Origin of the sequence: Enterobacter cloacae complex sp. IR53041 (genome assembly GCF_049238285.1) — a bacterium.
Lineage (GTDB): Bacteria > Pseudomonadota > Gammaproteobacteria > Enterobacterales > Enterobacteriaceae > Enterobacter > Enterobacter roggenkampii.
On the sequence record NZ_JBMKHB010000002.1, the window covers coordinates 124,361 to 149,915 of the forward strand.

24 protein-coding genes are annotated in these 25,555 nt (G+C 59.9%); 13 read left to right on the top strand and 11 right to left on the bottom strand.

The genetic code is table 11. The features are described 5' to 3' along the window. Window positions 1–9: 9 nt before the first annotated feature. Together ansA and sppA are read right to left on the bottom strand one after the other, a co-directional pair. Complete coding sequence (gene ansA / locus ACOTXF_RS02075) at window positions 10–1,026, bottom strand: asparaginase (protein WP_008500705.1); 1,017 nt, start codon at window positions 1,024–1,026, stop codon at window positions 10–12. A gap of 63 nt (window positions 1,027–1,089) precedes the next feature. Next, window positions 1,090–2,946 (bottom strand): signal peptide peptidase SppA, encoded by a 1,857-nt coding sequence (gene sppA / locus ACOTXF_RS02080; RefSeq protein WP_032674570.1) that lies wholly within the window; start codon window positions 2,944–2,946, stop codon window positions 1,090–1,092. A gap of 167 nt (window positions 2,947–3,113) precedes the next feature. On the opposite strand from sppA, the gene ACOTXF_RS02085 reads away from it, so the two are divergent. From ACOTXF_RS02085 to ACOTXF_RS02095, 3 genes are all read left to right on the top strand, one after another. Further along, window positions 3,114–3,665, top strand: coding sequence for an NAD(P)H nitroreductase (locus ACOTXF_RS02085; protein ID WP_048961990.1), 552 nt, complete (start codon window positions 3,114–3,116; stop codon window positions 3,663–3,665). A 116-nt stretch (window positions 3,666–3,781) separates the two neighbouring features. Continuing rightward, window positions 3,782–4,825 (top strand): selenide, water dikinase SelD, encoded by a 1,044-nt coding sequence (gene selD, locus ACOTXF_RS02090; protein ID WP_023292697.1) that lies wholly within the window; start codon window positions 3,782–3,784, stop codon window positions 4,823–4,825. Between the two features lie 4 nt (window positions 4,826–4,829). Beyond that, window positions 4,830–6,743 (top strand): DNA topoisomerase III, encoded by a 1,914-nt coding sequence (locus ACOTXF_RS02095; protein WP_048961989.1) that lies wholly within the window; start codon window positions 4,830–4,832, stop codon window positions 6,741–6,743. 114 nt (window positions 6,744–6,857) lie between these two features. Here ACOTXF_RS02095 and gdhA read toward each other — a convergent pair whose 3' ends face one another. Beyond that, window positions 6,858–8,201, bottom strand: coding sequence for an NADP-specific glutamate dehydrogenase (gene gdhA / locus ACOTXF_RS02100; protein WP_008500700.1), 1,344 nt, complete (start codon window positions 8,199–8,201; stop codon window positions 6,858–6,860). Window positions 8,202–8,430: 229 nt separating this feature from the next. Between gdhA and ACOTXF_RS02105 the strand changes: the two genes are divergently transcribed. Next, the gene (locus ACOTXF_RS02105; RefSeq protein ID WP_045415133.1) at window positions 8,431–8,703 is read left to right on the top strand and encodes a YnjH family protein; all 273 of its coding nucleotides are present in this window, start codon (window positions 8,431–8,433) and stop codon (window positions 8,701–8,703) included. Here ACOTXF_RS02105 and ACOTXF_RS02110 read toward each other — a convergent pair. Continuing rightward, window positions 8,663–9,079, bottom strand: coding sequence for a pyrimidine (deoxy)nucleoside triphosphate diphosphatase (locus tag ACOTXF_RS02110; RefSeq protein WP_028015711.1), 417 nt, complete (start codon window positions 9,077–9,079; stop codon window positions 8,663–8,665). The genes ACOTXF_RS02105 and ACOTXF_RS02110 overlap by 41 nt on opposite strands. A 75-nt stretch (window positions 9,080–9,154) precedes the next feature. Between ACOTXF_RS02110 and ACOTXF_RS02115 the strand changes: the two genes are divergently transcribed. Next, complete coding sequence (locus ACOTXF_RS02115; RefSeq protein WP_045415131.1) at window positions 9,155–9,724, top strand: carboxymuconolactone decarboxylase family protein; 570 nt, start codon at window positions 9,155–9,157, stop codon at window positions 9,722–9,724. After that, window positions 9,717–10,334 (top strand): CDP-alcohol phosphatidyltransferase family protein, encoded by a 618-nt coding sequence (locus tag ACOTXF_RS02120; RefSeq protein ID WP_045415130.1) that lies wholly within the window; start codon window positions 9,717–9,719, stop codon window positions 10,332–10,334. The genes ACOTXF_RS02115 and ACOTXF_RS02120 overlap by 8 nt, the downstream gene beginning before the upstream one ends. Here the strand turns inward: ACOTXF_RS02120 and ACOTXF_RS02125 are convergent. From ACOTXF_RS02125 to xthA, 6 genes are all read right to left on the bottom strand, one after another. Further along, a complete protein-coding gene (locus ACOTXF_RS02125) occupies window positions 10,331–11,638 on the bottom strand; it encodes a sulfurtransferase (protein ID WP_421635252.1) in 1,308 nt (435 codons plus the stop codon). The genes ACOTXF_RS02120 and ACOTXF_RS02125 overlap by 4 nt on opposite strands. A gap of 73 nt (window positions 11,639–11,711) precedes the next feature. After that, window positions 11,712–12,332: an ATP-binding cassette domain-containing protein gene (locus tag ACOTXF_RS02130; protein ID WP_008500693.1), complete on the bottom strand. Its 621-nt coding sequence runs from the start codon at window positions 12,330–12,332 to the stop codon at window positions 11,712–11,714. Next, complete coding sequence (locus ACOTXF_RS02135; RefSeq protein WP_196343453.1) at window positions 12,332–13,861, bottom strand: thiamine ABC transporter permease; 1,530 nt, start codon at window positions 13,859–13,861, stop codon at window positions 12,332–12,334. The genes ACOTXF_RS02130 and ACOTXF_RS02135 overlap by 1 nt, the downstream gene beginning before the upstream one ends. Next, window positions 13,834–14,994, bottom strand: coding sequence for an ABC transporter substrate-binding protein (locus ACOTXF_RS02140; protein ID WP_048961994.1), 1,161 nt, complete (start codon window positions 14,992–14,994; stop codon window positions 13,834–13,836). The genes ACOTXF_RS02135 and ACOTXF_RS02140 overlap by 28 nt, the downstream gene beginning before the upstream one ends. A 15-nt stretch (window positions 14,995–15,009) precedes the next feature. Then, complete coding sequence (locus tag ACOTXF_RS02145; RefSeq protein ID WP_045415123.1) at window positions 15,010–15,693, bottom strand: TVP38/TMEM64 family protein; 684 nt, start codon at window positions 15,691–15,693, stop codon at window positions 15,010–15,012. Between the two features lie 6 nt (window positions 15,694–15,699). Next, complete coding sequence (xthA, locus tag ACOTXF_RS02150) at window positions 15,700–16,506, bottom strand: exodeoxyribonuclease III (protein ID WP_232926544.1); 807 nt, start codon at window positions 16,504–16,506, stop codon at window positions 15,700–15,702. A gap of 433 nt (window positions 16,507–16,939) precedes the next feature. On the opposite strand from xthA, the gene astC reads away from it, so the two are divergent. The 7 genes from astC to ves all read left to right on the top strand — a co-directional run bounded on the left by astC (window position 16,940) and on the right by ves (window position 24,650). Further along, window positions 16,940–18,160 (top strand): succinylornithine/acetylornithine transaminase, encoded by a 1,221-nt coding sequence (gene astC / locus ACOTXF_RS02155; RefSeq protein ID WP_045415119.1) that lies wholly within the window; start codon window positions 16,940–16,942, stop codon window positions 18,158–18,160. Beyond that, window positions 18,157–19,191, top strand: coding sequence for an arginine N-succinyltransferase (gene astA / locus ACOTXF_RS02160; protein WP_032674582.1), 1,035 nt, complete (start codon window positions 18,157–18,159; stop codon window positions 19,189–19,191). The genes astC and astA overlap by 4 nt, the downstream gene beginning before the upstream one ends. Continuing rightward, entirely contained in the window at window positions 19,188–20,675 is a 1,488-nt protein-coding gene (astD, locus tag ACOTXF_RS02165) for a succinylglutamate-semialdehyde dehydrogenase (RefSeq protein WP_047745197.1), read from the top strand. The genes astA and astD overlap by 4 nt, the downstream gene beginning before the upstream one ends. Beyond that, on the top strand, window positions 20,662–21,987 hold the full coding sequence (gene astB / locus ACOTXF_RS02170) for an N-succinylarginine dihydrolase (RefSeq protein WP_047745196.1): 1,326 nt from the start codon (window positions 20,662–20,664) through the stop codon (window positions 21,985–21,987). Before astD ends, astB begins: the two co-directional genes overlap by 14 nt. A gap of 10 nt (window positions 21,988–21,997) precedes the next feature. Continuing rightward, window positions 21,998–22,963, top strand: a complete 966-nt coding sequence (astE, locus tag ACOTXF_RS02175; RefSeq protein ID WP_045415115.1) for a succinylglutamate desuccinylase — start codon at window positions 21,998–22,000, stop codon at window positions 22,961–22,963. A 338-nt stretch (window positions 22,964–23,301) separates the two neighbouring features. Beyond that, complete coding sequence (gene spy, locus ACOTXF_RS02180; RefSeq protein WP_008500682.1) at window positions 23,302–23,796, top strand: ATP-independent periplasmic protein-refolding chaperone Spy; 495 nt, start codon at window positions 23,302–23,304, stop codon at window positions 23,794–23,796. Between the two features lie 296 nt (window positions 23,797–24,092). After that, a complete protein-coding gene (gene ves, locus ACOTXF_RS02185; protein WP_021241069.1) occupies window positions 24,093–24,650 on the top strand; it encodes an environmental stress-induced protein Ves in 558 nt (185 codons plus the stop codon). Here the strand turns inward: ves and cho are convergent. Next, window positions 24,628–25,506 (bottom strand): excinuclease Cho, encoded by an 879-nt coding sequence (gene cho, locus ACOTXF_RS02190; protein ID WP_025911692.1) that lies wholly within the window; start codon window positions 25,504–25,506, stop codon window positions 24,628–24,630. The two genes, ves and cho, sit on opposite strands and share 23 nt — an antisense overlap. Window positions 25,507–25,555 lie beyond the last annotated feature (49 nt).

Sequence of the window (25,555 nt, forward strand, 5' to 3'; positions counted from 1 at the left end):
GAGACCTCCTTATTCGTCAGGCGTCAGTTCGCCGCGCAGGTTTTGCATCATCGCGCTGCGAATGGACTGAATGTCCAGATCCTGACTCAGTAAATAGTGAAGTTTAGTCAGCGTTGCCTCAACGGTCATATCGAAACCGCTGATCACGCCCGCATGCGCCAGCGCGTTGCCGGTGGCATAGCCGCCCATATTCACTTTACCGGACATACACTGGGTCAGGTTCACCACCACAATTCCGCGCTCGCTGGCTTCCTGAAGCTCTTTCAGAAACTCGCCGTTTTGCGGCGCATTGCCCACGCCATAGGAGCGCAGGATAAGCGCTTTCACCGGCTGGCGCAGGAAGTTACGCACCACGTCCGCAGAGATACCCGGATAAATGGTCACCACGCCAATCGGTTGCGGAGTAATCGGATGCACAATCAGCTCGCCCGCGGTGTTCGGCGCAGGAGGGGTTCCCAGACGACGGATATGAATCCCGGCCTCCAGCAGCGGCTGCAGGTTGGGTGAGGCAAAGGCGTCAAAGCCGTCAGCGTGGGCTTTGGTGGTGCGGTTCCCGCGATACAGACGGTTGTTAAAGAACAACGACACTTCGTTAATCGGGTAATTCGCCGCCACGTACAGGGAGTTCAGCAGGTTGATCTGCCCGTCAGAGCGCAGCTCCGCCAGCGGAATTTGCGATCCGGTGACGATAACCGGCTTGCTCAGGTTCTCCAGCATGAAGGAGAGCGCCGAGGCGGTAAATGCCATGGTGTCGGTACCGTGCAGGATCACGAAGCCGTCGTACTGGTCGTAATGGGCTTTAATATCATCCGCGATGTGCTGCCAGTCTTCCGGCGTCATGTCGGAGGAGTCCATCAGCGGCTCGTATTCGTGGATGGTGAAGTCAGGCATTTCCGGACGGTGGAATTCGGGCATCAGCGCAAGCTGACGCTGCAGGTGGCCGGAGACGGGGATATAGCCGTTTTCAGAGCGCTGCATACCGATGGTACCGCCAGTGTAGGCTACATAAATCGATTTCTTCTGCATGGTAGTGAGTTCTTGTTCTTCAAAAGAAAAAAATCCCCTCTTCGTAGGAAGAGGGGACGGTTTTTAACGGACGTTCGCGCAGGTCAGGCAAAACGCGTAACGACTCTGTGGATCGTTAAAGGCCGCAAGCTTATCGCTTTCTGCCTTCATCGCTTTTGCCGCCGTGGCGACCGGCGCAGGCAGGTAAGCCTGCAGCGCCTCCGGCAGCATGGCGCGTACCGAGCCGGACATGCTGTCCATGACCATATCGAAGAACGACGGTTCGTCCTGGTAATACTCGATATGCCACTGCTTCAGCTTCGCCAGTTCGGCGGCTTTCTTCACCGCGTCATCGAAGTCGCCCAGGCTGTCCACCAGTCCGTTGCTCTTCGCATCCTGACCGGTCCAGACGTGGCCCTGCGCAATCTGGTCGATCTGCTCAGGCGTCTTTTTGCGCGAGTCGGCGACCAGGGTGATAAAGCGTTTATAGCCGTTCTCAATGCTGAGCTGCATCATCTCAGAGACTTCCGGCGGCAGGGATTTGGTCACCGCGACATCCGCGAGCGGAGAAGTCGCTACGCCGTCAGTATGCACGCCCAGCGAATCCAGGCTGTTTTCTACGGTGTTGATCACCCCGAAGATGCCAATCGAGCCGGTGAGCGTGCTTGGGTTCGCCACGATGTAGTTGGCTGGCGTGGAGATCCAGTAACCCCCGGAGGCGGCCATTCCGCCCATTGAGACGACGACCGGCTTACCGGCGGCGCGGGCCGCGGCCAGCTCAGCGCGGATCACTTCGGAGGCGCTGACGCTACCGCCAGGGCTGTTGACCCGCAGGACAATCGCCTTCACTTTCGGATCGAGGCGCGCATCGCGGATTTGTGACGCGGTGGTGTCGCCGCCCACGTTCCCCGGGGTCTCCTGACCGTCCATGATCGCACCGTTGGCAAAGACCACCGCGACGCTGTCCCCGTTCTCATCCGGTTTCTTCGTCGAGTAATCATACATGCTGATGGCGCTGTAATTTTTGTCCTCTTTGCTCCAGCCAAACTGTTTGCTCAGGGATTTTTCAATCTCGGCGCTGGTGCCCAGGGCATCAACCAGTTTGTTATCGAGCGCGTATTTCGCGGTATCGCCGTCAACCTTACGCAGGCCTTCGAGCACGCCCTGCGCGCCAGGGAACACCTGCTCAGGCGTAATCTGACGGTTCGCGGCAACGGTGCCGAGATAGTTCTGCCACAGCTCGCCAATCCAGCGGCTGTCCGCTTCGCGGGCGGCAGGTGACATATCGTCGCGGATAAACGGCTCCACGGCGGATTTGTACGTGCCGACGCGGAAGACGTGGGTGGTAACCTTCAGCTTGTCGAGCAGCGATTTGTAGTACAGGCCGTTGGTGGCAAAGCCGTGCAGATCGACCGTACCCTGTGGGGAGAGCCAGATCTTATTGGCGAAGCTCGCCAGATAATATTGTCCCTGGCTGTAGCTGTCGCCCACGGCAATGACCGGCTTGCCGCTGTCGCGGAATTCGCGCAGCGCTTTACCGATGTACTGCATAGACGGCTGATCGCCGCCGGCAAAATCTTTCAGATCCAGCACGATGCCGGTGATGTTGCGGTCATCTTTGGCCTGACGGATGGCATCGACGATATCGAACAGGGAGTTTTCCTGCAGGCGGTCAGACGTGGCGCCAAACAGCTGACGGCTGATCACACCCAGACGGTTGCTGGCTGACGGTTTATCAACGATGACGCCGGTGATATCGAGTAACAGGGCCCCGCGAGTCGAATGCTGCGCCTGATTTGCGTTGCTGATGTGCATCCAGATGCCCGCGCAAACCAGAACCAGGAAGATGAAGAAGATGTTCATCACCAGGTTGCGGACGAAGTTGAGCAGTCGCCACGTCCATTTAAAGAAACCGGCAATAATTCGCCAAAGGGTTCGCATGTATTCTCCCTAACCAGAAAATGACTGTTTCCGTCGCCACTGGACGGTAATGTTGGGTTATCGTAATGACCCAACCGCCACTTGTCAGCAGGAATCGCCTGCCAGGCTGTAACAAAATCTGCCGTCGTGTTAATTTTGTGAGTAAATTTCAAGAAAGGAGTTAACCAATGGACGCACTCGAACTGCTTGTTAACCGCCGTAGCGCTTCCCGTCTGGCCGAACCTGCCCCGGCAGGCGAGCAGCTGGAGAACATTCTGCGTGCCGGCATGCGTGCCCCCGATCATGGCACGCTGCAGCCGTGGCACTTCTTTGTGATTGAAGGCGAAGGCCGCGATCGTTTCAGTAAACTGCTGGAGCAGGGGGCGGTGGCCGCAGGGCAGGATGAGAAAGGAATCGATAAGGCGCGTAATGCCCCGTTCCGCGCCCCGATGATCATCACTGTCGTGGCAAAATGCCAGGCGGATCATAAAGTCCCGGTCTGGGAACAGGAAATGTCTGCGGGCTGTGCGGTGATGGCGATGCAGATGGCCGCCGTCGCGCAAGGCTTTAACGGCATCTGGCGCACCGGTCCGCTGACCGAAAGCCCGGTGGTCCGGGACGGTTTTGGCTGCGGTAAGCATGACAAAATTGTCGGTTTCCTCTATCTCGGTACTCCGCAGCTTAAAGCCTCCAGCACCATCAGCGTGCCGGACACCACGCCTTTCGTCAGCCGTTTCTGATAGCGCGCGCTAAACTGTCTGGATTCTGAGCATCTGCCGCAGAATTCAGACAGTCATACTTACCTCTTTATGGAATGAGCGCTACCATAGCGCGATTGAGATGACAGGAGACGTCCATGAGCGAGCAAACCATTCGTTTAACGCAGTACAGCCACGGAGCCGGTTGCGGTTGTAAAATTTCCCCGAAAGTGCTGGAGACCATCCTGCACAGCGAACAGGCGAAGTTTGTCGACCCGAACCTGCTTGTCGGCAACGAAACGCGTGACGATGCAGCGGTTTATGACCTGGGTAACGGCACCAGCATTATCAGCACCACCGACTTCTTTATGCCGATTGTCGACAACCCGTTCGATTTCGGGCGTATTGCGGCCACTAACGCCATCAGCGATATCTTCGCCATGGGCGGCAAACCGATTATGGCGATCGCTATTCTGGGCTGGCCGATCAACACCATCCCGCCGGAAGTAGCCCGTGAAGTGATTGATGGCGGCCGTTTCGCCTGCCAGCAGGCGGGGATTGCGCTGGCCGGTGGTCACTCTATCGATGCGCCGGAGCCTATCTTCGGCCTGGCCGTGACCGGCGTGGTCCCGACCGAGCGCGTGAAGCGCAACAGTACCGCGCAGGCGGGCTGCAAGCTGTTCCTCACCAAGCCGTTGGGCATTGGCGTGCTGACCACCGCCGAGAAAAAATCCCTGCTCAAACCGGAGCACATAGGGCTGGCAACCGAAGTCATGTGCCAGATGAACCTCGCGGGTGCGGCGTTCGCCAATATCGACGGCGTGAAGGCGATGACCGACGTGACCGGTTTTGGTCTGCTGGGGCACCTCTCCGAAGTGTGTCAGGGCGCGGGCGTGCAGGCGCAGGTCTGGTATCAGGACGTGCCGAAGCTGCCGGGCGTGGAAGAGTACATTGCTCAGGGCGCGGTCCCGGGCGGTACCCAGCGTAACTTCGCCAGCTACGGTCACCTGATGGGCGAAATGCCAGAAGAATGGCGCAACCTGCTGTGCGATCCGCAAACCTCCGGCGGCCTGCTGCTGGCGGTCACGCCGGAATCCGAAGCCGAGGTTCAGGCCACGGCCGCCGAGTTCGGCATTACCCTGACGGCGATCGGCGAGCTGGTGACCGCGCGCGGTGGCCGACCGATGATTGAGATCCGTTAATTCGATGCGGTTGTTTATTGCCGAAAAGCCGAGCCTGGCCCGTGCCATTGCTGATGTGCTGCCCAAGCCGCATCGCAAAGGCGACGGCTTTATCGAATGCGGTAACGGGCAGGTGGTCACCTGGTGTATCGGCCACCTGCTTGAGCAGGCGCAGCCGGATGTCTATGACAGCCGCTACGCCCGCTGGAATTTGAACGATCTGCCCATCGTGCCGGAAAAATGGCGCCTGCAGCCCCGACCTTCGGTGACCAAACAGCTCAACGTGATCAAGCGCTTCCTGCATGAAGCCGATGAAATCGTGCACGCGGGTGACCCGGACAGGGAAGGACAGCTGCTGGTGGATGAGGTGCTGGACTATCTTGAACTGGCGCCGGAAAAGCGTCAGCAGGTGCAGCGCTGCCTGATCAACGACCTCAACCCACAGGCGGTGGAGCGTGCGATCTCGCGCCTGCGCGCCAACAGCGAATTTATCCCGCTGTGCGTATCCGCGCTGGCCCGCGCGCGCGCCGACTGGCTGTACGGTATCAACATGACCCGCGCCTACACCATCCTCGGGCGCAACGCGGGCTATCAGGGCGTGCTCTCCGTGGGGCGCGTGCAGACGCCGGTGCTGGGGCTGGTCGTGCGTCGTGATGAAGAGATTGAGAACTTCGTCGCCAAAGATTTCTTTGAAGTGAAAGCGCATATCGTCACGCCTAAAGACGAGCGCTTTACCGCCGTCTGGCAGCCGAGCGATGCCTGCGAGTCATATCAGGATGAAGAGGGGCGTTTGCTGCACCGTCCGCTGGCGGATCATGTGGTTAACCGCATTACCGGACAGCCCGCTATCGTCACCAGCTATAACGATAAACGGGAATCAGAACCCGCGCCGCTGCCGTTCTCGCTGTCGGCCCTGCAGATCGAGGCCGCAAAGCGCTTTGGCCTCAGCGCGCAGAACGTGCTGGATATCTGCCAGAAGCTCTATGAAACCCATAAGCTGATCACCTATCCGCGTTCGGATAGCCGCTACCTGCCGGAAGAGCATTTTGCCGGTCGTCATTCGGTGATGAACGCCATTAGCGTGCACGCGCCGGATCTGCTGCCGCAGCCGGTGGTGAACCCAGATACCCATAACCGCTGCTGGGACGACAAAAAGGTGGACGCCCACCACGCGATTAGCCCGACGGCGCGCGCCAGCAGCGTCAACCTGACGGATAACGAAGCGAAGGTCTACAACCTGATCGCTCGTCAGTACCTGATGCAGTTCTGCCCGGACGCGGTGTTCCGCAAATGCGTGATCGAGCTGGAAATCGCAAAAGGGAAGTTTATCGCCAAAGCCCGTTTCCTCGCGGAAGCAGGCTGGCGCACGCTGCTCGGCAACAAAGAGCGTGACGAAGAGAACGACGGCACGCCGCTGCCCGTGGTCGCCAAAGACGATGAGCTGCTTTGCGAGAAAGGGGAAGTGGTGGAACGCCAGACCCAGCCGCCGCGCCATTTTACCGATGCGACACTGCTTTCCGCGATGACCGGCATCGCCCGGTTCGTGCAGGATAAAGATCTGAAGAAGATCCTGCGCGCCACCGACGGTCTGGGTACGGAGGCAACCCGCGCGGGGATCATCGAGCTGCTCTTTAAGCGCGGTTTTCTTGAGAAAAAGGGGCGCTATATCCATTCGACCGAGCCGGGCCGCGCGCTGATTCACTCCCTGCCGGAGCTGGCCGCCAGGCCGGACATGACCGCGCACTGGGAATCGGTGCTGACGCAGATCAGCGAGAAGCAGTGCCGCTATCAGGACTTTATGCAGCCGCTGGTGGGGACGCTTTACCAGCTGATCGATCAGGCGCGCAGCACGCCCGTGAAAACGTTCAGAGGGATGGTTGCACCCGGTGGTGGCGCGAAGAAACCGTTTAAAAAGAAAAAGAGCGCGGCCGCTTCTTAACCCGTAGGCCGGGTCAGGCGAAGCCGCCACCCGGCGAAAGACAGCTCTGCGGCCTGAAAAAAGCCCGGTGGCGCTAACGCTTACCGGGCCTACAGGGCGAGAACGCCGCGAAACTTAAATCACACCCTGCCCAATCATCGCATCCGCTACCTTCACGAACCCGGCGATATTCGCCCCGCGCACGTAGTTGGTTTGCGATGCTTCACCGCCGTACTCCACGCAGGCGTGGTGAATATCCAGCATGATATGGTGCAGGCGCGCATCCACTTTCTCCGCCTTCCAGCCGAGACGCGCGGCGTTTTGCGCCATCTCGAGGCCGGAGGTTGCCACGCCGCCCGCGTTGGCGGCCTTGCCCGGTGCAAACAGCACGCCTGCCTCCAGGAACAGATCCGTCGCGTCGATGGTGGTCGGCATGTTTGCCCCTTCGGCGACCGCTTTTACACCGTTGCTAATTAACGTGCGCGCGGCTTCAGCATCCAGCTCGTTCTGCGTGGCGCACGGCAGGGCGATATCCACCGGCACGCCCCACGGCTGTTTACCTTCGAGGTAGGTCAGGCCAAACTCCCGGGCGTAATCCGCTACGCGTCCATCGCGGCTGGCTTTGATTTCACACAGGCGCGCCAGCTTCTCTGCCGTGAAGCCCGCTTCATCCACCACCGTTCCGCTGGAGTCAGAGGCGGTCACCACGCGAGCGCCAAACTGCATCGCTTTCTCAATCGCGTACTGCGCCACGTTACCGGAGCCGGAAACGGCTACGCGCATGCCTTCGAAGCCTAAGCCGTGACGCTTGAGCATGGCCTCTGTGAAGTAAACCAGGCCGTACCCGGTCGCTTCCGGGCGGATCAGGCTCCCGCCAAACGACAGCCCTTTGCCGGTAAAGACGCAGGCGCTGTTGTTGGAAAGCTTTTTCATCATCCCGGCCATAAAGCCCACTTCACGTCCGCCCACGCCGATATCACCGGCAGGCACGTCGGTGTCCGGGCCGAGGTGACGGTAGAGTTCGGTCATCAGCGCCTGGCAGAAACGCATCACTTCACCTTCGCTTTTGCCTTTCGGGTCGAAATCGCTGCCGCCTTTTCCGCCGCCCATGGGCAGCGTGGTCAGTGCGTTTTTAAAGGTCTGCTCGAAGCCGAGGAATTTCAGAATCGACAGGTTCACGGACGGATGGAAACGCATGCCGCCCTTAAACGGGCCGATGGCGGAGTTAAACTGGACGCGCCACGCGCGGTTAACCTGCACCTGATTGCGATCGTCCACCCAGGTCACGCGGAACTGGATCACGCGCTCTGGCTCGACTAGGCGTTCGAGCAACGACATCTGGCGATAGCGCGGGTTTTGTTCAAGGAAGGGCCACAGGGTGGTCATCACTTCACGCACGGCCTGGGCGAACTCGCTTTGGTGCGGGTCGCGCTGCTGAACATGGGCAAGGAAACTTTCCAGAGAGCGTGTCTGATCCATAGATATAAGAACCTCTTATAATAATGTTTGTATATGACTTATGCGTTTTGTGTTGTTTTTTTGACTATACCACCCGTACCGCTTTGTGTGGCAAGCAGAAATTCAGGACGAAAGGGAAATTAATGACAGGTGCTGCGTCATAACCAAAAGCGATGACGAGATAAATTAAAGGTTCCGCGCGGGATTACCGTTATAGTCATTATCAAGGGAACAACAGGAAGATGTGTCTATGAACCGTTATGTACTTACCGCGTTATGTTTGATCTTTACCGCAGGCGCGCAGGCTGACCGCATTCGCCCGGACGTGGAAGTGAATGTGCCGCCAGAAGTGTTTAGCTCCAGCGGCCAGCGTGCGCAGCCGTGTAACCAGTGCTGTATTTATCAGGATCAAAACTATTCTGAAGGGGCCGTCGTGAAGGCGGAGGGCGTGCTGCTGCAGTGCCAGCGCGACGAGCGCGCCATCAGCACGAACCCGCTGGTCTGGCGTCGCGTAAAACAATAAACGCCTCCAGCAGGGGAATATCCGCGGGGGCTAAGGCGTAGCCAAACGCCTCTTCCGGCGTACACCATGCCAGCGCGCTGTGGTAGTGCGCCGTGAGCGCACCGCTAAACGCAGGAACGTGCCAGGCGTGCAGGTTGATTAAGCGCTGCGAGACCTCGCGCTGGTGGCTTGCCACGTATTGCGCAGGCCGCGCTTCAATACCCAACTCTTCGCGCAGCTCGCGGATAAGCGCCTCGGGCTGGGTTTCACCCGCCTCGACTTTGCCGCCTGCAAATTCCCACATGCCAGGCTGGTCGGCGTGGGCAGGGCGCTGTGCCAGTAAAATTTTGTCGTCTTTTTCGATGATGGCGGCAACGACATCGAGTGTTTTCAGCATGGTCGTCAATAATTGATAGCGAAAAAAGACATATTATCGTGCCCTTTCTCAGAGTCCAGTAATCAGGAGAATCAGGTGAAAGAGACCACCGCCTGGGTTGCCCCTATCGAATCCCTTCCCGCCAGCCTTAAACCCATTGCCGTGATGCAGAAAAAGCATTTTGGCGCCGTGCTGAATCCCACGCGCTGGTGGGGGCGCATGCCGCGTCTGTTCTGGCTGGTCGCGCTGTTCGTCGGTTTTCTGGAGCGTCGTCACGCGCGCCTGTCACCCGTGCTGCGTTCGCTGCTCATGACGCGGGTGTCCCAGCTCTGCCACTGCGCTTTCTGTATTGATGCCAACAGCCTGCGGCTGGCCGAGCGCTGCGGTGCACTGGAAAAGGTGCAGGCTGTTAGCGACTGGCAGGCATCCGCCTTGTTCACGGAGCAGGAGCGCGCGGCGCTGGCCTACGCCGAGGCGGTGACCGCCACGCCGCCCCGGGCGGATGAGGCCATCAGAACGGCGCTGAAGCGCCACTTTACGGAAGACGCCATCACCGAGATGACGGCGCTCATTGCCTTTCAGAATCTCTCTGCCCGCTTTAACGCCGCGCTGGATATTCCGGCGCAGGGGCTATGCGCCACCTTTAACGAGACGCCCCATGCTTGATCGCCATCTTCACCCGCGGATAAAACCGGCGCTGAATCGTCTGGTCTCCGTGCTGGACAGGCCGGGCATCACGCCCGACGGATTAACCCTGGCCGGGTTTGCCATCGGCGTGCTGGCGCTGCCGTTTCTGGTCCTTGGCTGGTATCCGGCGGCGCTGGTCGCCATCGTGCTTAACCGCCTGCTGGACGGTCTGGACGGGGCGCTGGCGCGCCGCAGAGGCCTGACCGATGCGGGGGGATTTCTCGATATCGCGCTCGACTTTCTGTTCTACGCCCTGGTGCCGTTTGGCTTTGCGCTGGCAGCACCGGCGGAAAATGCGCTGGCAGCCGCCTGGCTGCTGTTCGCGTTTATCGGGACCGGCAGCAGTTTTCTGGCGTTCGCGGCCCTGGCCGCGAAGCACGACATCGACAACCCCGGCTATGCGCACAAGTCGTTTTATTACATCGGCGGGTTAACGGAAGGGACGGAGACCATCTCGCTGTTCGCGCTGTGCTGCCTCTTTCCGGCGCACTTTACGCTCTTCGCGTGGGTATTCGGCGCGCTGTGCTGGCTGACCACCACAACGCGCATCTGGAGCGGCTACGTGACGCTGAAGTCACTTAACCCTTAGCGCGCGCTTTCAGGCCCGCGCTCACCGGTCATCACCGGGTTCTGCGGGTGACTGCTCCATTCGTACCAGCCGCCGTCATAGACGGCGATATTCTTCCAGCCCATCGCCCGGGCGTACATCAAGGTTTCAGACGCCCGCCAGCTGGTGCCGCAGTAAAACGCGACGTGCTGTTCCGGCAGAATATTCCAGCGCTTCCACTGGGCGGCGATGTCGTCAGCGCTGCGCATGGTGCCATCCGGGTTATGGAAATCCTCCATGTGGGTGGCATCGCTGCCCGCGTGACCCCAGCGGGCACCGGCAATTTCACCTTTTGGCTTGATGTAGCTGTAGCCGCTGGTTTCGCCGATGAACTCCGGCCACGAGCGTATGCTGACCAGAGAGGCATCCTGACGGTGCAGCATGCCGCGCGCCTGTTCCATATCCACCATCAGCTGCGGCTGACCGGGGATCGGCGCGCCGAAATCGGGGGCCGGCGTCACTTTACCGGGCGTACCGCGCTCAACCGGCAGGCCTGCATCCGACCACGCCTTCCAGCCGCCGTCGAGAATACGCACATCCTTCACGCCCGCATACAGCATAATCTGCGCCACGCGCGCGGCGGCGTAGACGTCGCGGCCATACAAAATGACGGTGGTATCGTGACGGATCCCGTGCTTCGCCAGCATCGCTCTCAGCTTGTCGTCGGAGACTTTATTCCACAGCGGTTCGCTTTCCACCTCGTTGGTGTCGATATAGCCCGCGCCGGGAATGTGGTTCAGCAGGTAAAACTTCGGTGCACCCCAGGCGGCCTCAATCACTTTCCAGTCGCCCGCCGGTGCGGCAGCCACGGGTTTACCCTGCTGGAGCCGGTGGATCCACTGCGGGTAAACCAGCTGTTCAAAGTGAGGCAGGCGCTGAAGGCGCTCGGGCGTCTGCAGAGCATCGCTGAGCAGCGAAACGTGGCGGTACCCGGCTTTCTCCAGGCGGGCTTTCACCGCCTGGTTATCGTTCTCGTCGCCGTACAGGGCGATGGTCGTCGCAGGGGTAAGCTGATGCTGTTTTGCCCACAGCGCAATCTGCTCGTCGCTCATGGCGCTGAGCCAGGCGGCAGCAAGGTTGAGCGCGGCGGGTTCATGCCCGGAGGGGCCGCTAAGCGTCTGCGGCCAGCCGTTATAGAAGGCGCTGGCGCGTGTGTCGACAGGCGTGCCGTGCTGTGCCTGAAGCTGAGACAGCGTGATGGCGTTGGGCATATCAGCCGCCAGCGAGGAAAAAGAAGCGAGGCCGCAGAGCAGGGCCAGCGCGGTCAGTTGAGAAACACGTTTCATCGAATAACCTGACGTCAGTAAAAGAGGGGGGCATTGTCGTCTCTCCCGAATCGGAAAACATTGCGTTAGCACATTATTGCCAGCGAGAAATCTCAATCAGCTCGCCGCCGGGTGGAATATCGTCCTCATCGTGCGTGACCAGCACCGCCGGAATATTGCGCGCGCGGACGGCGTCAAATACCCATGCCCGAAACGTGGCCCGTAACGCTTTATCGAGGCGGCTGAACGGTTCATCCAGCAGCAGCGCCTGCGGCTCCGCGAGCAGGGCCCGCAGCAGGCTGACCCGGGCACGCTCCCCGCCGGAGAGGGTGGCCGGATCGCTGGCGTAATGGCCGCTCAGCCCGGCGGAATCCAGCGCCTGCGCGACCGCCTCCCGACGCGCGCGCCCGGCGATGCGCTCGGGCAGCGCCAGCAGCAAATTTTGCCCGACGCTGAACTGGTCGAACAGCAGCGCATCCTGAAAGAGAATACCCAGCCCGCGGGACTCCACGGGAAGCGCGTCGCAGCGACGCGCGTCGAGCCACAGTTCGCCCCGCGCCTGGAAATCGTCTGACAGCGCGCCGACCATCCAGGCAAAAAGGGTCGACTTTCCGCTGCCGGACGGCCCCATCAGGGTGACGATCTCCCCGCGGGGCACGCAAAAACTGACCTCGCGGAAAAGCGGTTCGATGGTGAGATTTTTTACCTTCAGCATTAACGTAACCCTTGTCGGTAGCGGCCCACGAGCCGGGATAGCAGGGCGGCAAGACCAAACATCGTGCCCGTGACCAGCAGTAATCCCAGCGCCCGGTTAGCGAGAATCGGGATGCTGCCCCCGCTGCTGAGCGCGACGGTTTCGGTGGTCAGCGTGGCGAAACGCCCCGCGCCCAGCCACAGCGTCGGCATGTATTGCGCCATGCTGACGGAAAAGCCGGTGGCAAAGGCCAGTAGCGCAGGGCGCACCAGCAGCGGGCATTTCAGCAGTAAAAAGATTTTTGTCCGTCGCCAGCCGAGGGTTCTGGCGGTGAGAATAAGCCGGGGATCGATCCGGCGCCAGGCGGGTTGCAGCACCAGCAGCATCCACGGCAATACCCACAGAAGGTGGCTCCAGAGCACGGCGGCGTAGTGCCCGTCGATGCCCAGGTGCAACGCAATCGCATACTGGCCGGTAACAAGCGGGAGGGCCGGAAGGGCGAGCGGTAACCACACCCACAGTGCGCCGCGCTGCGGGCCCCACTCCAGCCAGAGTAACCCGACGACCAGGCCGGTCAGGCTTGAAAGCAGACCGAAGGAGAGGCTGCTCCCCACCGGGCCAACGTCATCCCGTTGCGCCAGCATCAGCAGTACCGCGGCGCACAGGACGCCGCAGGCGGGCAGAAACCCGCTCAGTGCCCGCTCAGGCAGGACGCGCTGCGACCGGGGACGCGTTCCGGTGAGGTCCGCTAGTGTGCGAACCCGTGCCTTCCAGATGCCGTATCCCAGGGCGGCAAGCGCGGCCAGCAGCAGAAGGAGAAGCAGGCACAGCAGCGTCCCTTTTGCCTGCTGCTGTGCGTCGCCCTGGCTTAACCACTGCCAGGCCAGCACGGCCAGGGTAGGCGGGTTGCCGGGCCCGAGAACGATCGCCACGTCCACGACCGACAGCGACCATGCCAGCACCGCCAGCATGACTGCCCCGAGGACGGGCGCGATAGCTGGCAGAATCAGCCAGCTCAGCGTCTGAAAACGCCCGTAGCCGAGCGTCTGCAGGACGATCTTCTGCTGCGCGAGCCGTTTTTCCGGCAGTACGGCATAAATCGCCCACAGGACAAACGCGCTCTCTTTGACCGCGAGCGTCAGCCCCAGCCCGACGCCGTAGCGGTCAAACGGCGGCGAACAGACGGTGCAGACCTGATAAAACAATCCGCCCTCGGCAAACAGCAGCAACGCGCCGGTGGCGAACGCCACATGGGGGATCGCCAGCAGCCACGGCAGGCGGGTTGTGAGACGTCGCCAGCGTTTACCGGGCCAGAGAAGGCTGACGAGAAGAAGAGCAATGAACAACGCCCCCAGCGTGGCGATGAGCGTTGAGACCAGCGTGGCGACGGCCGCCTGCGGGAGCTGCGGATCGTTCAGCAGCCGCTGCCAGTTTGTCAGCGAAAACGCCGGGGCAAGCAGCATGGCGCCGGCGGGCAGGATCGGCAGATAAATCACCGCCATCGCCAGCCAGACGAGCCCGCTCAGCGGGTGCCGTAACGACGCAGCCATTCCTGCTCCAGCGCGTTCACCCAGGCGGACTGCGGCTCGGCAAGCACCTTCGGCAGCCCCTGAGTCGTGTGGGCCAGCAGCTGTCTGGCTTCTTCTTCGGGCAGCGTTTTCGCATCCAGCACGCTCGGATCGCCCCAGATGGCCGGGTCAGCTTTGCGGATCTGCGCCTGCGGCGACAGCAGGAAATTGGCGACCATTTTCGCCCCCGCGCTCGCGCTGGCGTTGGCCGGAATCGCCACAAAATGGACGTTGCCGAGCATCCCGCCCTGAAAACCAAAGCTGTAGCTGTCGGCGGGCAGTTCGCCGCTCGCCACTTTCTGCTGCGCATGGGCCGGGTTAAAAGTCAGGGACAGGTACAGGCTGCCGCTGGCAAGCAGGGCATCCATCCGTGCAGGAGAAGGGGGAAAATCTTTCCCTTCGCGCCACAGCAGCGGGTGGAGCGTGTCCAGATAATCCCAGAGCGGGGCCGTGACCTCGGCAAAGGTGCTATCGGGGGCCTTTTGCAGCGCCTCCGGGTGAGCGGTTAGCGTCATCAGCAGCTGCTCAAGAAATGCCGTGCCGGTAAAATCGGGCGGGCGAGGATAGCTGATCTTGCCCGGTTGCTGCTGCGCGTAAGCCAGCAGTGCCTGAGGATCCACAGGCGGCGTCGGCATGCTGGCTTTGCGGGCGATAAAGGTCAGCTGCGCGCCGCCCCACGGCGATTCCGCCCCGTCGGTTTGGACGGCAAAATCTTCCGTAACCGGTTTGCGGGTATCGACATAGCGCCAGTTGGGCAACGTCTGCGCCCATCCGGTCTCCAGCAGGTTTGCCTCTTTCAGCGTGCGGAAGTTCTCGCCGTTAACCCACAGCAGGTCAACGGAGCCGTTGGTCTTACGCCCCGCGGCGGCTTCGGTCTGAATACGTTTTACCGCGTCGGCAGCATCCGCCAGCGGGACAATTTTAAGGGTAATGGCATAGTGCGTTTGCATCTCGCCGCTGACCCACTCCAGATAGCGGTTGACCGCCGGATCGCCGCCCCAGGCGTTAAACCAGACGGTCTGGCCTTTGGCCTGTTGCTGAATAGCCTGCCAGCCGTCGGCGGCATACAGAGGGGCCGCCAGCAGCAGCCCGGTCAGAAACGCGCAAAAACGCACACGGCGCATAATGCCTCACTTTTTAGCAGACGGGAGATAACGGGAAAACAGCCGGCGGGTGACCAACGGCAATAACCCCAGTAGTGTAAAGGCGAATAGCATGCCCGGCGACAAAATATCGCGCAGCGAGGTCACTTTTCCCAGCGCGCGCCCGGCGTTGAGAAAGACCACCGTCGCGGGCAGCATGGCGAGCTGGCTGACCCACCAGTAGCGAAATACTCCCATGCGGGTCAGCCCCATCAGCAAATTCACCAGGAAAAACGGGAACAGCGGCATCAGGCGCAGGGCAAAAAGAAAGTTCGCGCCGTCGCGCGCCATGCCGGTATTCACCGTACTCATCTGCCGGGCAAACCGCCGTTGCACCCAGTCGCGCAAAAGATAGCGGCTGGCGAGCATCGCCAGCGTGGCCCCAAGCGTGGAGGCAAACGAGACCAGCACAGTGCCTTCCCACAGGCTAAACAACGTCCCGCCCAGCAGGGTCAGGATCGCCGCGCCGGGGATCGAGAGGGCGGAGACCGCCACATAGACCGCAAAGAAGATCAGCGCGCTGCGTAGCGGCGCGTGGTCGACATAGGAGAGTAATGCCTGCTGGTGCGTTTTAATCCCTTCCAGGGAGAGGGTTCCCGGCGGAAGCATGATAAACGCCAGAATAAAGGCGCCCAGAAGGGCGCACAGGAAGAGTGTTTTTGAAAGGTTCACGCGTCATTACAGCTTGAATTTAGCCCACACCGGCGCGTGGTCAGACGGTTTTTCCATGCTGCGGATGTCGTAGTCGATCCCGGTTTCGATGCAGCGTTCGGCCAGCGGCGAACTGGCCAGCAGCAGATCGATACGCAGGCCGCGGTTGTCGTCAAAGCCTTTGGAGCGGTAATCAAACCAGGAGAAGCGATCCTGCGTTTCCGGGTTGGCATTGCGGAACGTATCCACCAGGCCCCAGCCCAGCAGGCGCTCCATCCACTCACGCTCTTCCGGCAGGAAGGAGCATTTGCCGGTGCGCAGCCAGCGTTTGCGGTTCTGTTCGCCAATACCGATATCGAGATCCGTCGGGCTGATATTCATGTCGCCCATGATCAGCACCGGATTCTCTTTTTTGAGTTCGGTGGTCAGGTAGTCCTGCAGATCCTGATAAAACTTCGCTTTAGCCGGGAATTTGATCTCATGGTCACGGCTCTCACCCTGCGGGAAATAGCCGTTGATGACCGTGATATTGCCGATCGCAGAAGGGACTTCCGCCATGATAATGCGACGCTGTGCTTCTTCACCGTCGCCCGGGAAGCCGCGACGCACGGAAACCGGCGGCGCTTTGGTCAGCAGCGCGACGCCATAGTGACCTTTCTGGCCGTGATAAAAGACGTTGTAGCCGAGTTTCGCCACCTCTTCGAGGGGGAACATGTCGTCGTGAACCTTTGTCTCCTGCAGGCCGATCACATCTGGCTGATGTTGCTCAACGATAGCTTCAAGCTGATGAGGGCGGGCACGCAGGCCGTTGATATTAAAAGAGACAAATTTCATAGTCGCTGCCAGTGCAAGGTGAATAGTGCAAGGATGGTAGCAGAATTTGCGTCAACTGTTACCGGCTTCGACCAATAACTGCAACAGATAATGCCGGTGGTGCAATATTTGCACCATTCTGACGCGCTTCGCCCCCAAAGAGGGCGTAAATGGCCGATAAATTTCGCGAGCGATCACAATTCCAGAATTATATTTGGCCTGTGCATACTCTTTCTGATTTTCATGCGGCAAAGCGCCGCCTGTCGTAAAAATATTCACTTTTTATGCACTAATAGTGAATAACTCCATGTTGTAACTTATTGATATTCTGTTCTCTCAACCCGTTTATGCATTTTTATCGCTGGCTGGCACGAAGGCTGCAATCTACATTCACAGTGCAAACACTCAATTATTTAACATTCAAATAACCTTTTATTTACCGGATGAGGTCGCTATGTCTCTGTCAATTACGCGTGAAAATTTCGATGAATGGATGATGCCGGTTTACGCGCCGGCGGCTTTTATTCCGGTTCGTGGGGAAGGCTCGCGCCTGTGGGATCAGCAGGGTAAAGAGTATATCGACTTTGCCGGTGGGATTGCGGTGAACGCGCTGGGGCATGCGCACCCGGCGCTGCGTCAGGCGCTCAATGACCAGGCAGCGAAGTTTTGGCATACCGGCAACGGCTTTACCAACGAGCCTGCGCTGCGCCTGGCCAAAAAACTGATCGACGCGACGTTTGCCGAAAAAGTCTTTTTCTGTAACTCGGGGGCGGAAGCCAACGAAGCGGCGCTGAAGCTGGCGCGCAAATATGCGCACGATAAGTTTGGAACCCACAAGAGCGGTATCGTGGCGTTTAAAAATGCCTTCCACGGACGGACGCTCTTTACCGTCAGCGCGGGTGGCCAGCCTTCCTACTCGCAGGATTTCGCACCGCTGCCGCCGGATATCCGTCACGGTATTTATAACGATCTGCAGTCTGCCAGCGAGCTGATTAACGACACCACCTGTGCGGTGATCGTCGAGCCGATGCAGGGTGAGGGTGGCGTGCTTCCGGCGCAAAAGGAATTCCTGCAGGGGCTGCGCGAGCTGTGCGATCGTCATAACGCGGTGCTGATTTTCGACGAAGTGCAGACCGGCGTGGGTCGCACCGGCGAGCTGTATGCCTATATGCACTACGGCGTCACGCCGGACGTGCTGTCGACCGCCAAAGCGCTGGGCGGCGGCTTCCCGATTGGCGCAACGCTGACCACCGATAAATTTGCCAGCGTGATGACCGTCGGCACCCACGGCACCACCTACGGCGGCAACCCGCTGGCCACCGCCGTCGCCGGACAGGTGCTCGAGATCATTAATACCCCTGAGGTGCTGAAGGGCGTTAAGCAGCGCCACGACTGGTTTGTTGAGCGCCTGAATGCCATCAACGGCAAGGTTGGCCTGTTTAAAGAAATTCGTGGCCTGGGGCTGTTAATCGGCTGCGAGCTCACCGCTGAGTTTGCCGGAAAAGCTAAACTTATTTCACAGGAAGCGGCAAAAGTCGGCGTGATGGTGCTGATTGCCGGTGCCAACGTCGTGCGTTTTGCTCCCGCGCTGATCGTCAGCGAGGAAGAGGTGCAAACCGGTCTGGACCGCTTTGCGCTGGCGTGTGAAAAGGTGAAATCCGGGGTGTCATCATGATGGTCATCCGTCCCGTTGAGCGCGGCGATCTCGCCGGGCTCATGCAGCTTGCCGGTAAGACGGGAGGCGGGCTGACCTCGCTTCCTGCCGATGAAAAAACGCTGTCGGCGCGCATTGAGCGCGCCCTTCAAACCTGGCAGGGGACGTTGCCAAAAAGCGAACAGGGGTATGTGTTCGTGCTGGAAGACACCGACACGGGGACCGTGGCCGGGATCTGCGCCATCGAAGTGGCCGTCGGGCTTAACGACCCGTGGTACAACTACCGCGTCGGCACCATGGTTCATGCCTCGAAAGAGCTGAACGTCTATAACGCGCTGCCGACGCTGTTCCTCTGCAATGACCACACGGGCGCCAGCGAGCTTTGCACGCTGTTCCTCGACCCGGCGTGGCGCAAGGAGGGCAACGGCTATCTGCTCTCCAAATCGCGCTTTATGTTTATGGCCGCCTTCCGCGATCGCTTTAACGAAAAGGTGGTTGCGGAGATGCGCGGCGTGATCGACGACACCGGCTATTCACCGTTCTGGGAGAGCCTGGGCGAGCGCTTCTTCTCGATGGAGTTCAGTCGGGCGGACTATCTCTGCGGCACGGGTCAGAAAGCCTTTATTGCCGAACTGATGCCGAAGCATCCTATCTATACCCATTTCCTTAGCCCGGAAGCGCAGGCGGTGATCGGCGAAGTGCATCCGCAAACCGCGCCTGCCCGCGCGGTGCTGGAGAAAGAGGGCTTCCGCTACCGTAACTATGTCGACATCTTTGACGGCGGGCCTACGCTTGAGTGCGATATCGACCGCGTACGCGCGATCCGTAAGAGCCGGCTGGTTGAGGTCTCTGAAGGCCAGCCCGCGCCGGGCGACTGGCCGGCATGCCTGGTGGCGAACGAAAATTACGCCAACTTCCGTGCGATGCTGGTGCGGACCAACCCGAAATGTGAACGTCTGGTGCTGACGGCTGCAGAACTGGATGCCCTGAAATGTAACGCCGGCGATACGGTTCGCCTGGTGCGTCTCTGCCCTGAGGAGAAAACAGCATGACATTATGGATTAACGGTGACTGGGTCACGGGCGAAGGCGAACAGCGCGTAAAGACCAATCCGGTAGGAAAAGAGATGCTCTGGAAGGGGAACGACGCCAGCGCCGCGCAGGTGGAACAAGCCTGCCATGCCGCTCGCCGCGCGTTCCCGGCGTGGGCAAAACAGCCTTTCGCCGTGCGCCAGGCGCTTGTTGAAAAGTTTGCCGGGCTGCTGGAGGCAAATAAGGCCGAACTGACGCGCATCATCGCGTCTGAAACCAGTAAACCGCGCTGGGAAGCGGCAACCGAAGTGACAGCGATGATCAACAAAGTCGCCATTTCGGTGAAGGCGTACCACACCCGCACCGGCGAACAGCACACCGAGATGCCGGACGGCGCGGCCACGCTGCGCCACCGTCCGCACGGCGTGCTGGCGGTGTTTGGTCCGTACAACTTCCCGGGGCATCTGCCGAATGGCCACATTGTGCCCGCGCTGCTGGCAGGCAATACCGTGATTTTCAAGCCGAGCGAGCTCACCCCATTAACCGGCGAGGCGGTGGTTAAGCTGTGGGAACAGGCTGGCCTGCCGCCGGGCGTGCTGAACCTGGTGCAGGGCGGACGCGAAACCGGCCAGGCGCTGAGCGCGCTGAGCGATATCGACGGCCTGCTGTTTACCGGCAGCGCCGGGACGGGCTATCAGCTGCATCGCCAGCTGGCGGGGCAGCCGGAAAAAATCCTTGCTCTCGAGATGGGGGGCAACAACCCGCTGATTGTGGAAGACCCTGACGATATCGACGCCGCGGTGCACCTGACGATTCAGTCCGCCTTTATTACCGCCGGACAGCGTTGCACCTGTGCCCGCCGTCTGCTGGTGAAACGGGGCGCGCAGGGGGATGCGTTCCTCAAACGTCTGGTTGAGGTGAGCGCGCGTCTGGTGCCAGCCGCGTGGGATGCCGATCCGCAGCCGTTTATCGGCGGGCTGATTTCCGATCAGGCCGCGCTGAACGTGCTGAAGGCCTGGCAGGACCACGTCGCGCGCGGCGCGAAAACCCTGCTCGAGCCGAAGCAGGTTCAGCCGGGTGCCTCGCTGCTGACGCCGGGCATCGTTGAGATGAGCGGCGCGAGCAACGTGCCGGATGAAGAGGTCTTTGGCCCGCTGCTGTGCGTCTGGCGCTATGACGATTTTGACGACGCCATCGCAATGGCCAATAACACCCGCTACGGTCTGTCGAGCGGGCTGATTTCGCCGCATCGCGAGAAGTTTGACCAACTGCTGCTGGAAGCGCGCGCCGGGATTGTGAACTGGAATAAACCGCTCACCGGGGCCGCGAGCACCGCGCCGTTCGGCGGCGTGGGCGCGTCGGGGAACCATCGCGCCAGCGCGTGGTATGCCGCCGATTACTGTGCCTGGCCGATGGCGAGCCTGGAAACCCCGGCGCTGACGCTGCCGGAAACGCTTAATCCGGGGCTGGACTTTACCGGAGGGGACCGTCATGAAAGCGCGTGAAGTCAACTTTGACGGGCTGGTGGGGCTGACGCACCACTACGCCGGTCTCTCTTTTGGTAATGAAGCCTCCACGAAGCACCGTTTTCAGGTTTCCAACCCGAAGCTGGCGGCGAAGCAGGGGCTGCTTAAGATGAAAGCGCTGGCGGATGCCGGTTTCCCGCAGGCGGTGATCCCGCCGCAGGAGCGTCCGAACGTGGCGGTGCTGCGTCAGCTCGGCTTTAGCGGTACCGATGAGCAGGTGGTCGAAAAAGCGGGGACGCAGACGCCGCACCTGCTCTCGGCGGCAAGCTCCGCCTCTTCGATGTGGGTCGCCAACGCGGCAACCGTCGCGCCGTCAGCCGATACGCTGGATGGCAAAGTCCACCTGACGGTGGCGAACCTGAATAACAAGTTTCACCGCGCCACCGAAGCGGAAACCACCGAGCGCGTGCTGCGCGCCATTTTCAACCAGGATGCCCATTTCGCGGTGCATCAGGCCCTGCCGCAGGTGGCGATGTTTGGCGACGAAGGCGCGGCCAACCATAACCGCCTGGGGGGCGATTATGGCGAGCCGGGTGTGCAGCTGTTTATTTACGGGCGAGAAGAGGGGGGCCACGTCGCGCCAACCCGTTATCCTGCCCGTCAGACGCTGGCGGCCAGCCAGGCGGTTGCCCGCCTGAACCAGGTGAATCCTTCCCAGGTGATTTTTGCCCAGCAGAACCCGCATGTGATCGACCAGGGCGTGTTCCACAACGACGTGATTGCCGTTTCTAACCGCCAGGTGCTGTTCTGCCACGAGCAGGCGTTTGCCCATCAGGAAAAGTTGCTCGCCACGCTGCATGAGCGCGTGCGCGGCTTCACGCCTGTCCAGGTGCCAACGGAGGCGGTGAGCGTGCAGGACGCGGTTGAAACGTATCTGTTCAATAGCCAGCTGCTCAGCCGCGTTGACGGCAGCATGATGCTGGTCCTGCCGCAGGAGTCCCGGGATCATCAGGGCGTATGGCGCTACCTGACCGAGCTGGTGAAGGCGGATAACCCGATTGACGAACTGCGCGTGTTTGACCTGCGTGAAAGCATGGCCAACGGCGGTGGTCCAGCCTGTTTACGTCTGCGCGTGGTCTTGACTCAGGACGAAATGCAGGCGGTTAATCCGGCGGTCATGATGAACGATACGCTCTTTACGCGCCTGAATGACTGGGTCGATCGCTACTATCGCGACCGTCTAACGCAGGCCGATCTGGTTGACCCGCAGCTTCTGCGCGAAGGTCGCGAGGCGCTGGACGCGTTGTCGACAATCCTGCAGCTGGGATCGGTTTATCCGTTCCAGCGCTAAAGGAGTGGGTATGGAAAATTTACTGGCGCTGACCCTGGCCGATGAAACGCCGGAACAGAAAGAGGGGGATGGCCCCTCATTTCGCTGGCGGTGGCTGGGGCGCGGGGTGCTTGAGCTGACGCCGACCGCAAAGAGCGATCTCTCGCTGCTGCTTTCAACGGGCATTCACGGGAATGAAACGGCGCCCGTTGAGATTGTCGATCTGCTGCTGCGCGCGCTGTATCGCAATGAAATTGCCCTGAAGTGCCGCGTGCTGGTGGTGCTCGGCAATCCCCCTGCGCTGGCGCAAAACAAACGGTATCTGGTGAGCGACATTAACCGCATGTTCGGCGGGCGCTGGTCGCAGTTTCCGCAGAGTGACGAAACGGCGCGGGCAGCGTGGCTGGAGAACGTGGTGACCGCGTTCTTTGCCGCTGCGGGTCCCGTGCGCTGGCATCTGGATCTGCATACGGCCATCCGCGCGTCCTACCATGTCCGCTTCGGCGTTCTGCCGCAGCGCAATCAGCCGTGGGAGGAAGATTTCCTGAGCTGGCTGGGAGATGCCGGGCTGGAGGCGCTGGTGTTTCACCAGTCGCCGGGCGGAACCTTTACGCACTTCACCTGTGAGCACTTTGGTGCGTTGTCCTGTACGCTGGAGCTGGGGAAAGCGCTGCCGTTTGGGGAAAACGATCTCACCCGCTTTGCGCCAACGCATCTCGCCCTGCGGGCGCTGCTGGGCGGGTCGGCTCCCGAGTCTACGCATCAGACCGTTGAGCGGTACCGGGTCGTACAGCAGATCACGCGCCGCAGCGACGCCTTCCTGCTCCACATGGCCGCACACACCCTCAACTTCACCCCGTTCCGCAAAGGGGCGCTGCTGGCCGAGGATGGCGAGGAACGTTACGAGGTGCAGAAAACCACCGAGTATGTTTTATTCCCTAACCCAACCGTCGCGTTTGGCCTGCGTGCCGGGCTGATGCTGGAAAAAATATCCTGAACCTTTCCCCTCTCATCATCCGGGAGGGGAAGTTAAATACCTTTTCTTAGCAATTAAAGCGCGTGAACGTGTTTTGCAGAATATTCCTGGTGAATTGCTTTATTATTCACCTTCACTCCGTTATACTTTTGATAAATCGCTTTAAAATCATCGTATTCAATATTTTTGGTTGCAACTCTCCACGCTTTATCCTTATTTCCTCCACATTTGGCGAAAATTTGTTTTTTACACTTTCATTGTTTTACCGTTGCTCTGACTAATTGACGATAAACCCCGTAAAGTTAATCTCGTCAACACGGCATAGCGCCGAAGAATAACTGAAAGAAAGGAAATAAATTATGCGTAAGTTTACTGCACTGTTTGTTGCTTCTACCCTGGCTCTGGGCGCTACCAGCATGGCGTTCGCCGCAGATACTGCGACCACCACCGCTGCCGCGCCTGCTGAAGGCAAAATGATGATGCATCATAAAGGCCCGGGTATGCACAACGAGATGATGATGTTTAAGGATCTCAACCTGACGGATGCACAGAAACAGCAGATCCGCGATATCCGGAAAAGCGAACGCGACCAGATGAAACGTCCGCCGCTGGAAGAGCGTCGTGCCATGCATGACATCATCGCCAGCGACAGCTTCGACAAGGCGAAAGCCGAAGCGCAGATCGACAAAATGGCCGAGCAGCACAAAGCCCGCATGCTGGCTCACCTGGAAACCCAGAACAAGATCTACAACATTCTGACCCCGGAACAGAAAAAACAATTTAATGCGAATTTTGAGAAGCGTCTGACAGAACGTCCGGCGATGGAAGGTAAAATGCCAGCACCAACCGAATAATCGGTTCACTCTCTTAAGACCGCCGGGATCCTGTCCACAAAAGCGAAAACGCTGTGGACAGGACCGGCGGTTTTTCTTTCCTGCCCTCTTGTCTGCCGCCGCCAGCGCGGTATGCTCCTGTAGTCGCATCAGAGAATGTTTGTAGAGTCATGGCGTTAGAATTTTTATTAACGTTCCGCTAAGGCCTGCCCGCTCTGCTGCCGATACTGTGTTGTGAATACCTAACGATAACAAACAAGACAGCAACGATAGAAATATCCTTGCCCTGGCACGGGTTGTGCCATTCAGGAGTGGTGATGGAGTTCTTTGATATCCGTAAGATGCCGGTCAGCCTCTGGCGCAATGGTGCGGGTGAAACGCGTGAGATTTGTTGTTTCCCTCCCGCAACGCGCGATTTTCACTGGCGCGCCAGTATCGCAACTATCGCCAGCAACGGCGAATTTTCCTCTTTTCCCGGCGTCGATCGGGTAATTACCTTGCTGGAAGGCGGGGAGGTGACGCTGGATGCCGGTCAGGCGTTCTTCCATACCCTGAAGCACCATCAGCCCTACAGCTTTGCCGGCGACCTGCCGGTGAAAGCGCTGCTGTCCGATGGGCGGATGGCGATGGACTTCAACATCATGACCCGTCGCGACTGCTGCCGGGCGAAGGTGCGCGTGGCTGACCGTACCTTTACCACCTTTGGCACACGCGGGGGCGTGGTGTTTGTGTTAAGCGGGGCGTGGCAGCTGGGTGATAAATTGCTGACGGCCGATCAGGGCGCCAGCTGGGAGGAGGGTACCCATACGCTGCGTCTGCTGGAGGCTCAGGGTACCTTATTGTTCAGCGAAATCACGTGGCTGCCAGGCCATTGAGCTCAATGATTTCAAACTTACCGGCCAGGACAGGTTTACAGAGAATTTTGTAGCCATCGTGGTCAAATCCGGCGGGCGTGCGCAGCAGGGTTGCCGCGTCGTTGATATCGTCGACAGCGCCCAGCCAGAGCCAGTTATTGACGATGTGGTACTGGGTCATCGCGTCACCCACTTCTTTGAGCGCAACGGCGCTTTCCCAGGGCCAGCACTTCACGCTGATGGCCGCCAGACCGGCGAGGAGCCGGGCGTGGTGCGCCTCAACGCTCTCTTTCCCACAGCAGGCACCGGCACAGCGCTTCAGCGCGGATCGAAAACAGGCGCGTCCGCGCGTGGTCGCCTCAAGGCCCAAAAGGCTGTAGCAAAGCTGGAGTTCGTCCGCCAGCGTCTGCAGCGCCTGAAGTGCCGCACGTTTATTGGCGAACAGTCCATAGAGATTCGGGGCATGAGAAAAATCGACGTCCCGCGCGTAGACGACCTGCGGCTTGCCTTCGTTGATCTGCAGGGAGCAGAGCTGACGGTTGCGGCGCAGGCGCTTGTTGAACAGCGGCTGCTGCTCTTTAATCAAACGCGCCTCCAGCAACAGCGCACCCATTTCTCCCGCCGTCTGGAACCAGGTAATGCGTCGCGACTGGCGCAGCATGGCGGCCTCATCCGGAGTACGCAGATGGGATAACACCCGACTGCGAATGTTAACGCTCTTGCCGATGTAAAGCGGCAGCGTGTCGCTTTCACCGTGAAAGATATATACGCCCGGCTGTTTAGGCAGTGCCTCAAGCCAGGGGCGAAGGTGCTCGGGATATTCGTAGATAGCCGCCGCTTCAAACTCAAGACGCGGGGCGGATTGACGCCTGCTCACATACTGCTCCATATACTGTTCAGGCATACAGTGTAGCAGAGAGGGTTAG

Bases quoted from the DNA above. Each gene is read 5' to 3' on its own strand.
- ACOTXF_RS02105 (WP_045415133.1), top strand. From the start codon at position 8,431: ATGAACCGTTATGTACTTACCGCGTTATGTTTGATCTTTACCGCAGGC.
- ACOTXF_RS02110 (WP_028015711.1), bottom strand. From the start codon at position 9,079: ATGCTGAAAACACTCGATGTCGTTGCCGCCATCATCGAAAAAGACGAC.
- ACOTXF_RS02085 (WP_048961990.1), top strand. From the start codon at position 3,114: ATGGACGCACTCGAACTGCTTGTTAACCGCCGTAGCGCTTCCCGTCTG.
- ACOTXF_RS02130 (WP_008500693.1), bottom strand. From the start codon at position 12,332: ATGCTGAAGGTAAAAAATCTCACCATCGAACCGCTTTTCCGCGAGGTC.
- astB (WP_047745196.1), top strand. From the start codon at position 20,662: ATGAAAGCGCGTGAAGTCAACTTTGACGGGCTGGTGGGGCTGACGCAC.
- astC (WP_045415119.1), top strand. From the start codon at position 16,940: ATGTCTCTGTCAATTACGCGTGAAAATTTCGATGAATGGATGATGCCG.
- ACOTXF_RS02125 (WP_421635252.1), bottom strand. From the start codon at position 11,638: ATGAAACGTGTTTCTCAACTGACCGCGCTGGCCCTGCTCTGCGGCCTC.
- ACOTXF_RS02135 (WP_196343453.1), bottom strand. From the start codon at position 13,861: ATGGCTGCGTCGTTACGGCACCCGCTGAGCGGGCTCGTCTGGCTGGCG.
- gdhA (WP_008500700.1), bottom strand. From the start codon at position 8,201: ATGGATCAGACACGCTCTCTGGAAAGTTTCCTTGCCCATGTTCAGCAG.
- selD (WP_023292697.1), top strand. From the start codon at position 3,782: ATGAGCGAGCAAACCATTCGTTTAACGCAGTACAGCCACGGAGCCGGT.
- sppA (WP_032674570.1), bottom strand. From the start codon at position 2,946: ATGCGAACCCTTTGGCGAATTATTGCCGGTTTCTTTAAATGGACGTGG.
- ACOTXF_RS02095 (WP_048961989.1), top strand. From the start codon at position 4,830: ATGCGGTTGTTTATTGCCGAAAAGCCGAGCCTGGCCCGTGCCATTGCT.
- xthA (WP_232926544.1), bottom strand. From the start codon at position 16,506: ATGAAATTTGTCTCTTTTAATATCAACGGCCTGCGTGCCCGCCCTCAT.
- ACOTXF_RS02120 (WP_045415130.1), top strand. From the start codon at position 9,717: ATGCTTGATCGCCATCTTCACCCGCGGATAAAACCGGCGCTGAATCGT.
- astE (WP_045415115.1), top strand. From the start codon at position 21,998: ATGGAAAATTTACTGGCGCTGACCCTGGCCGATGAAACGCCGGAACAG.
- ansA (WP_008500705.1), bottom strand. From the start codon at position 1,026: ATGCAGAAGAAATCGATTTATGTAGCCTACACTGGCGGTACCATCGGT.
- spy (WP_008500682.1), top strand. From the start codon at position 23,302: ATGCGTAAGTTTACTGCACTGTTTGTTGCTTCTACCCTGGCTCTGGGC.
- ves (WP_021241069.1), top strand. From the start codon at position 24,093: ATGGAGTTCTTTGATATCCGTAAGATGCCGGTCAGCCTCTGGCGCAAT.
- astD (WP_047745197.1), top strand. From the start codon at position 19,188: ATGACATTATGGATTAACGGTGACTGGGTCACGGGCGAAGGCGAACAG.
- astA (WP_032674582.1), top strand. From the start codon at position 18,157: ATGATGGTCATCCGTCCCGTTGAGCGCGGCGATCTCGCCGGGCTCATG.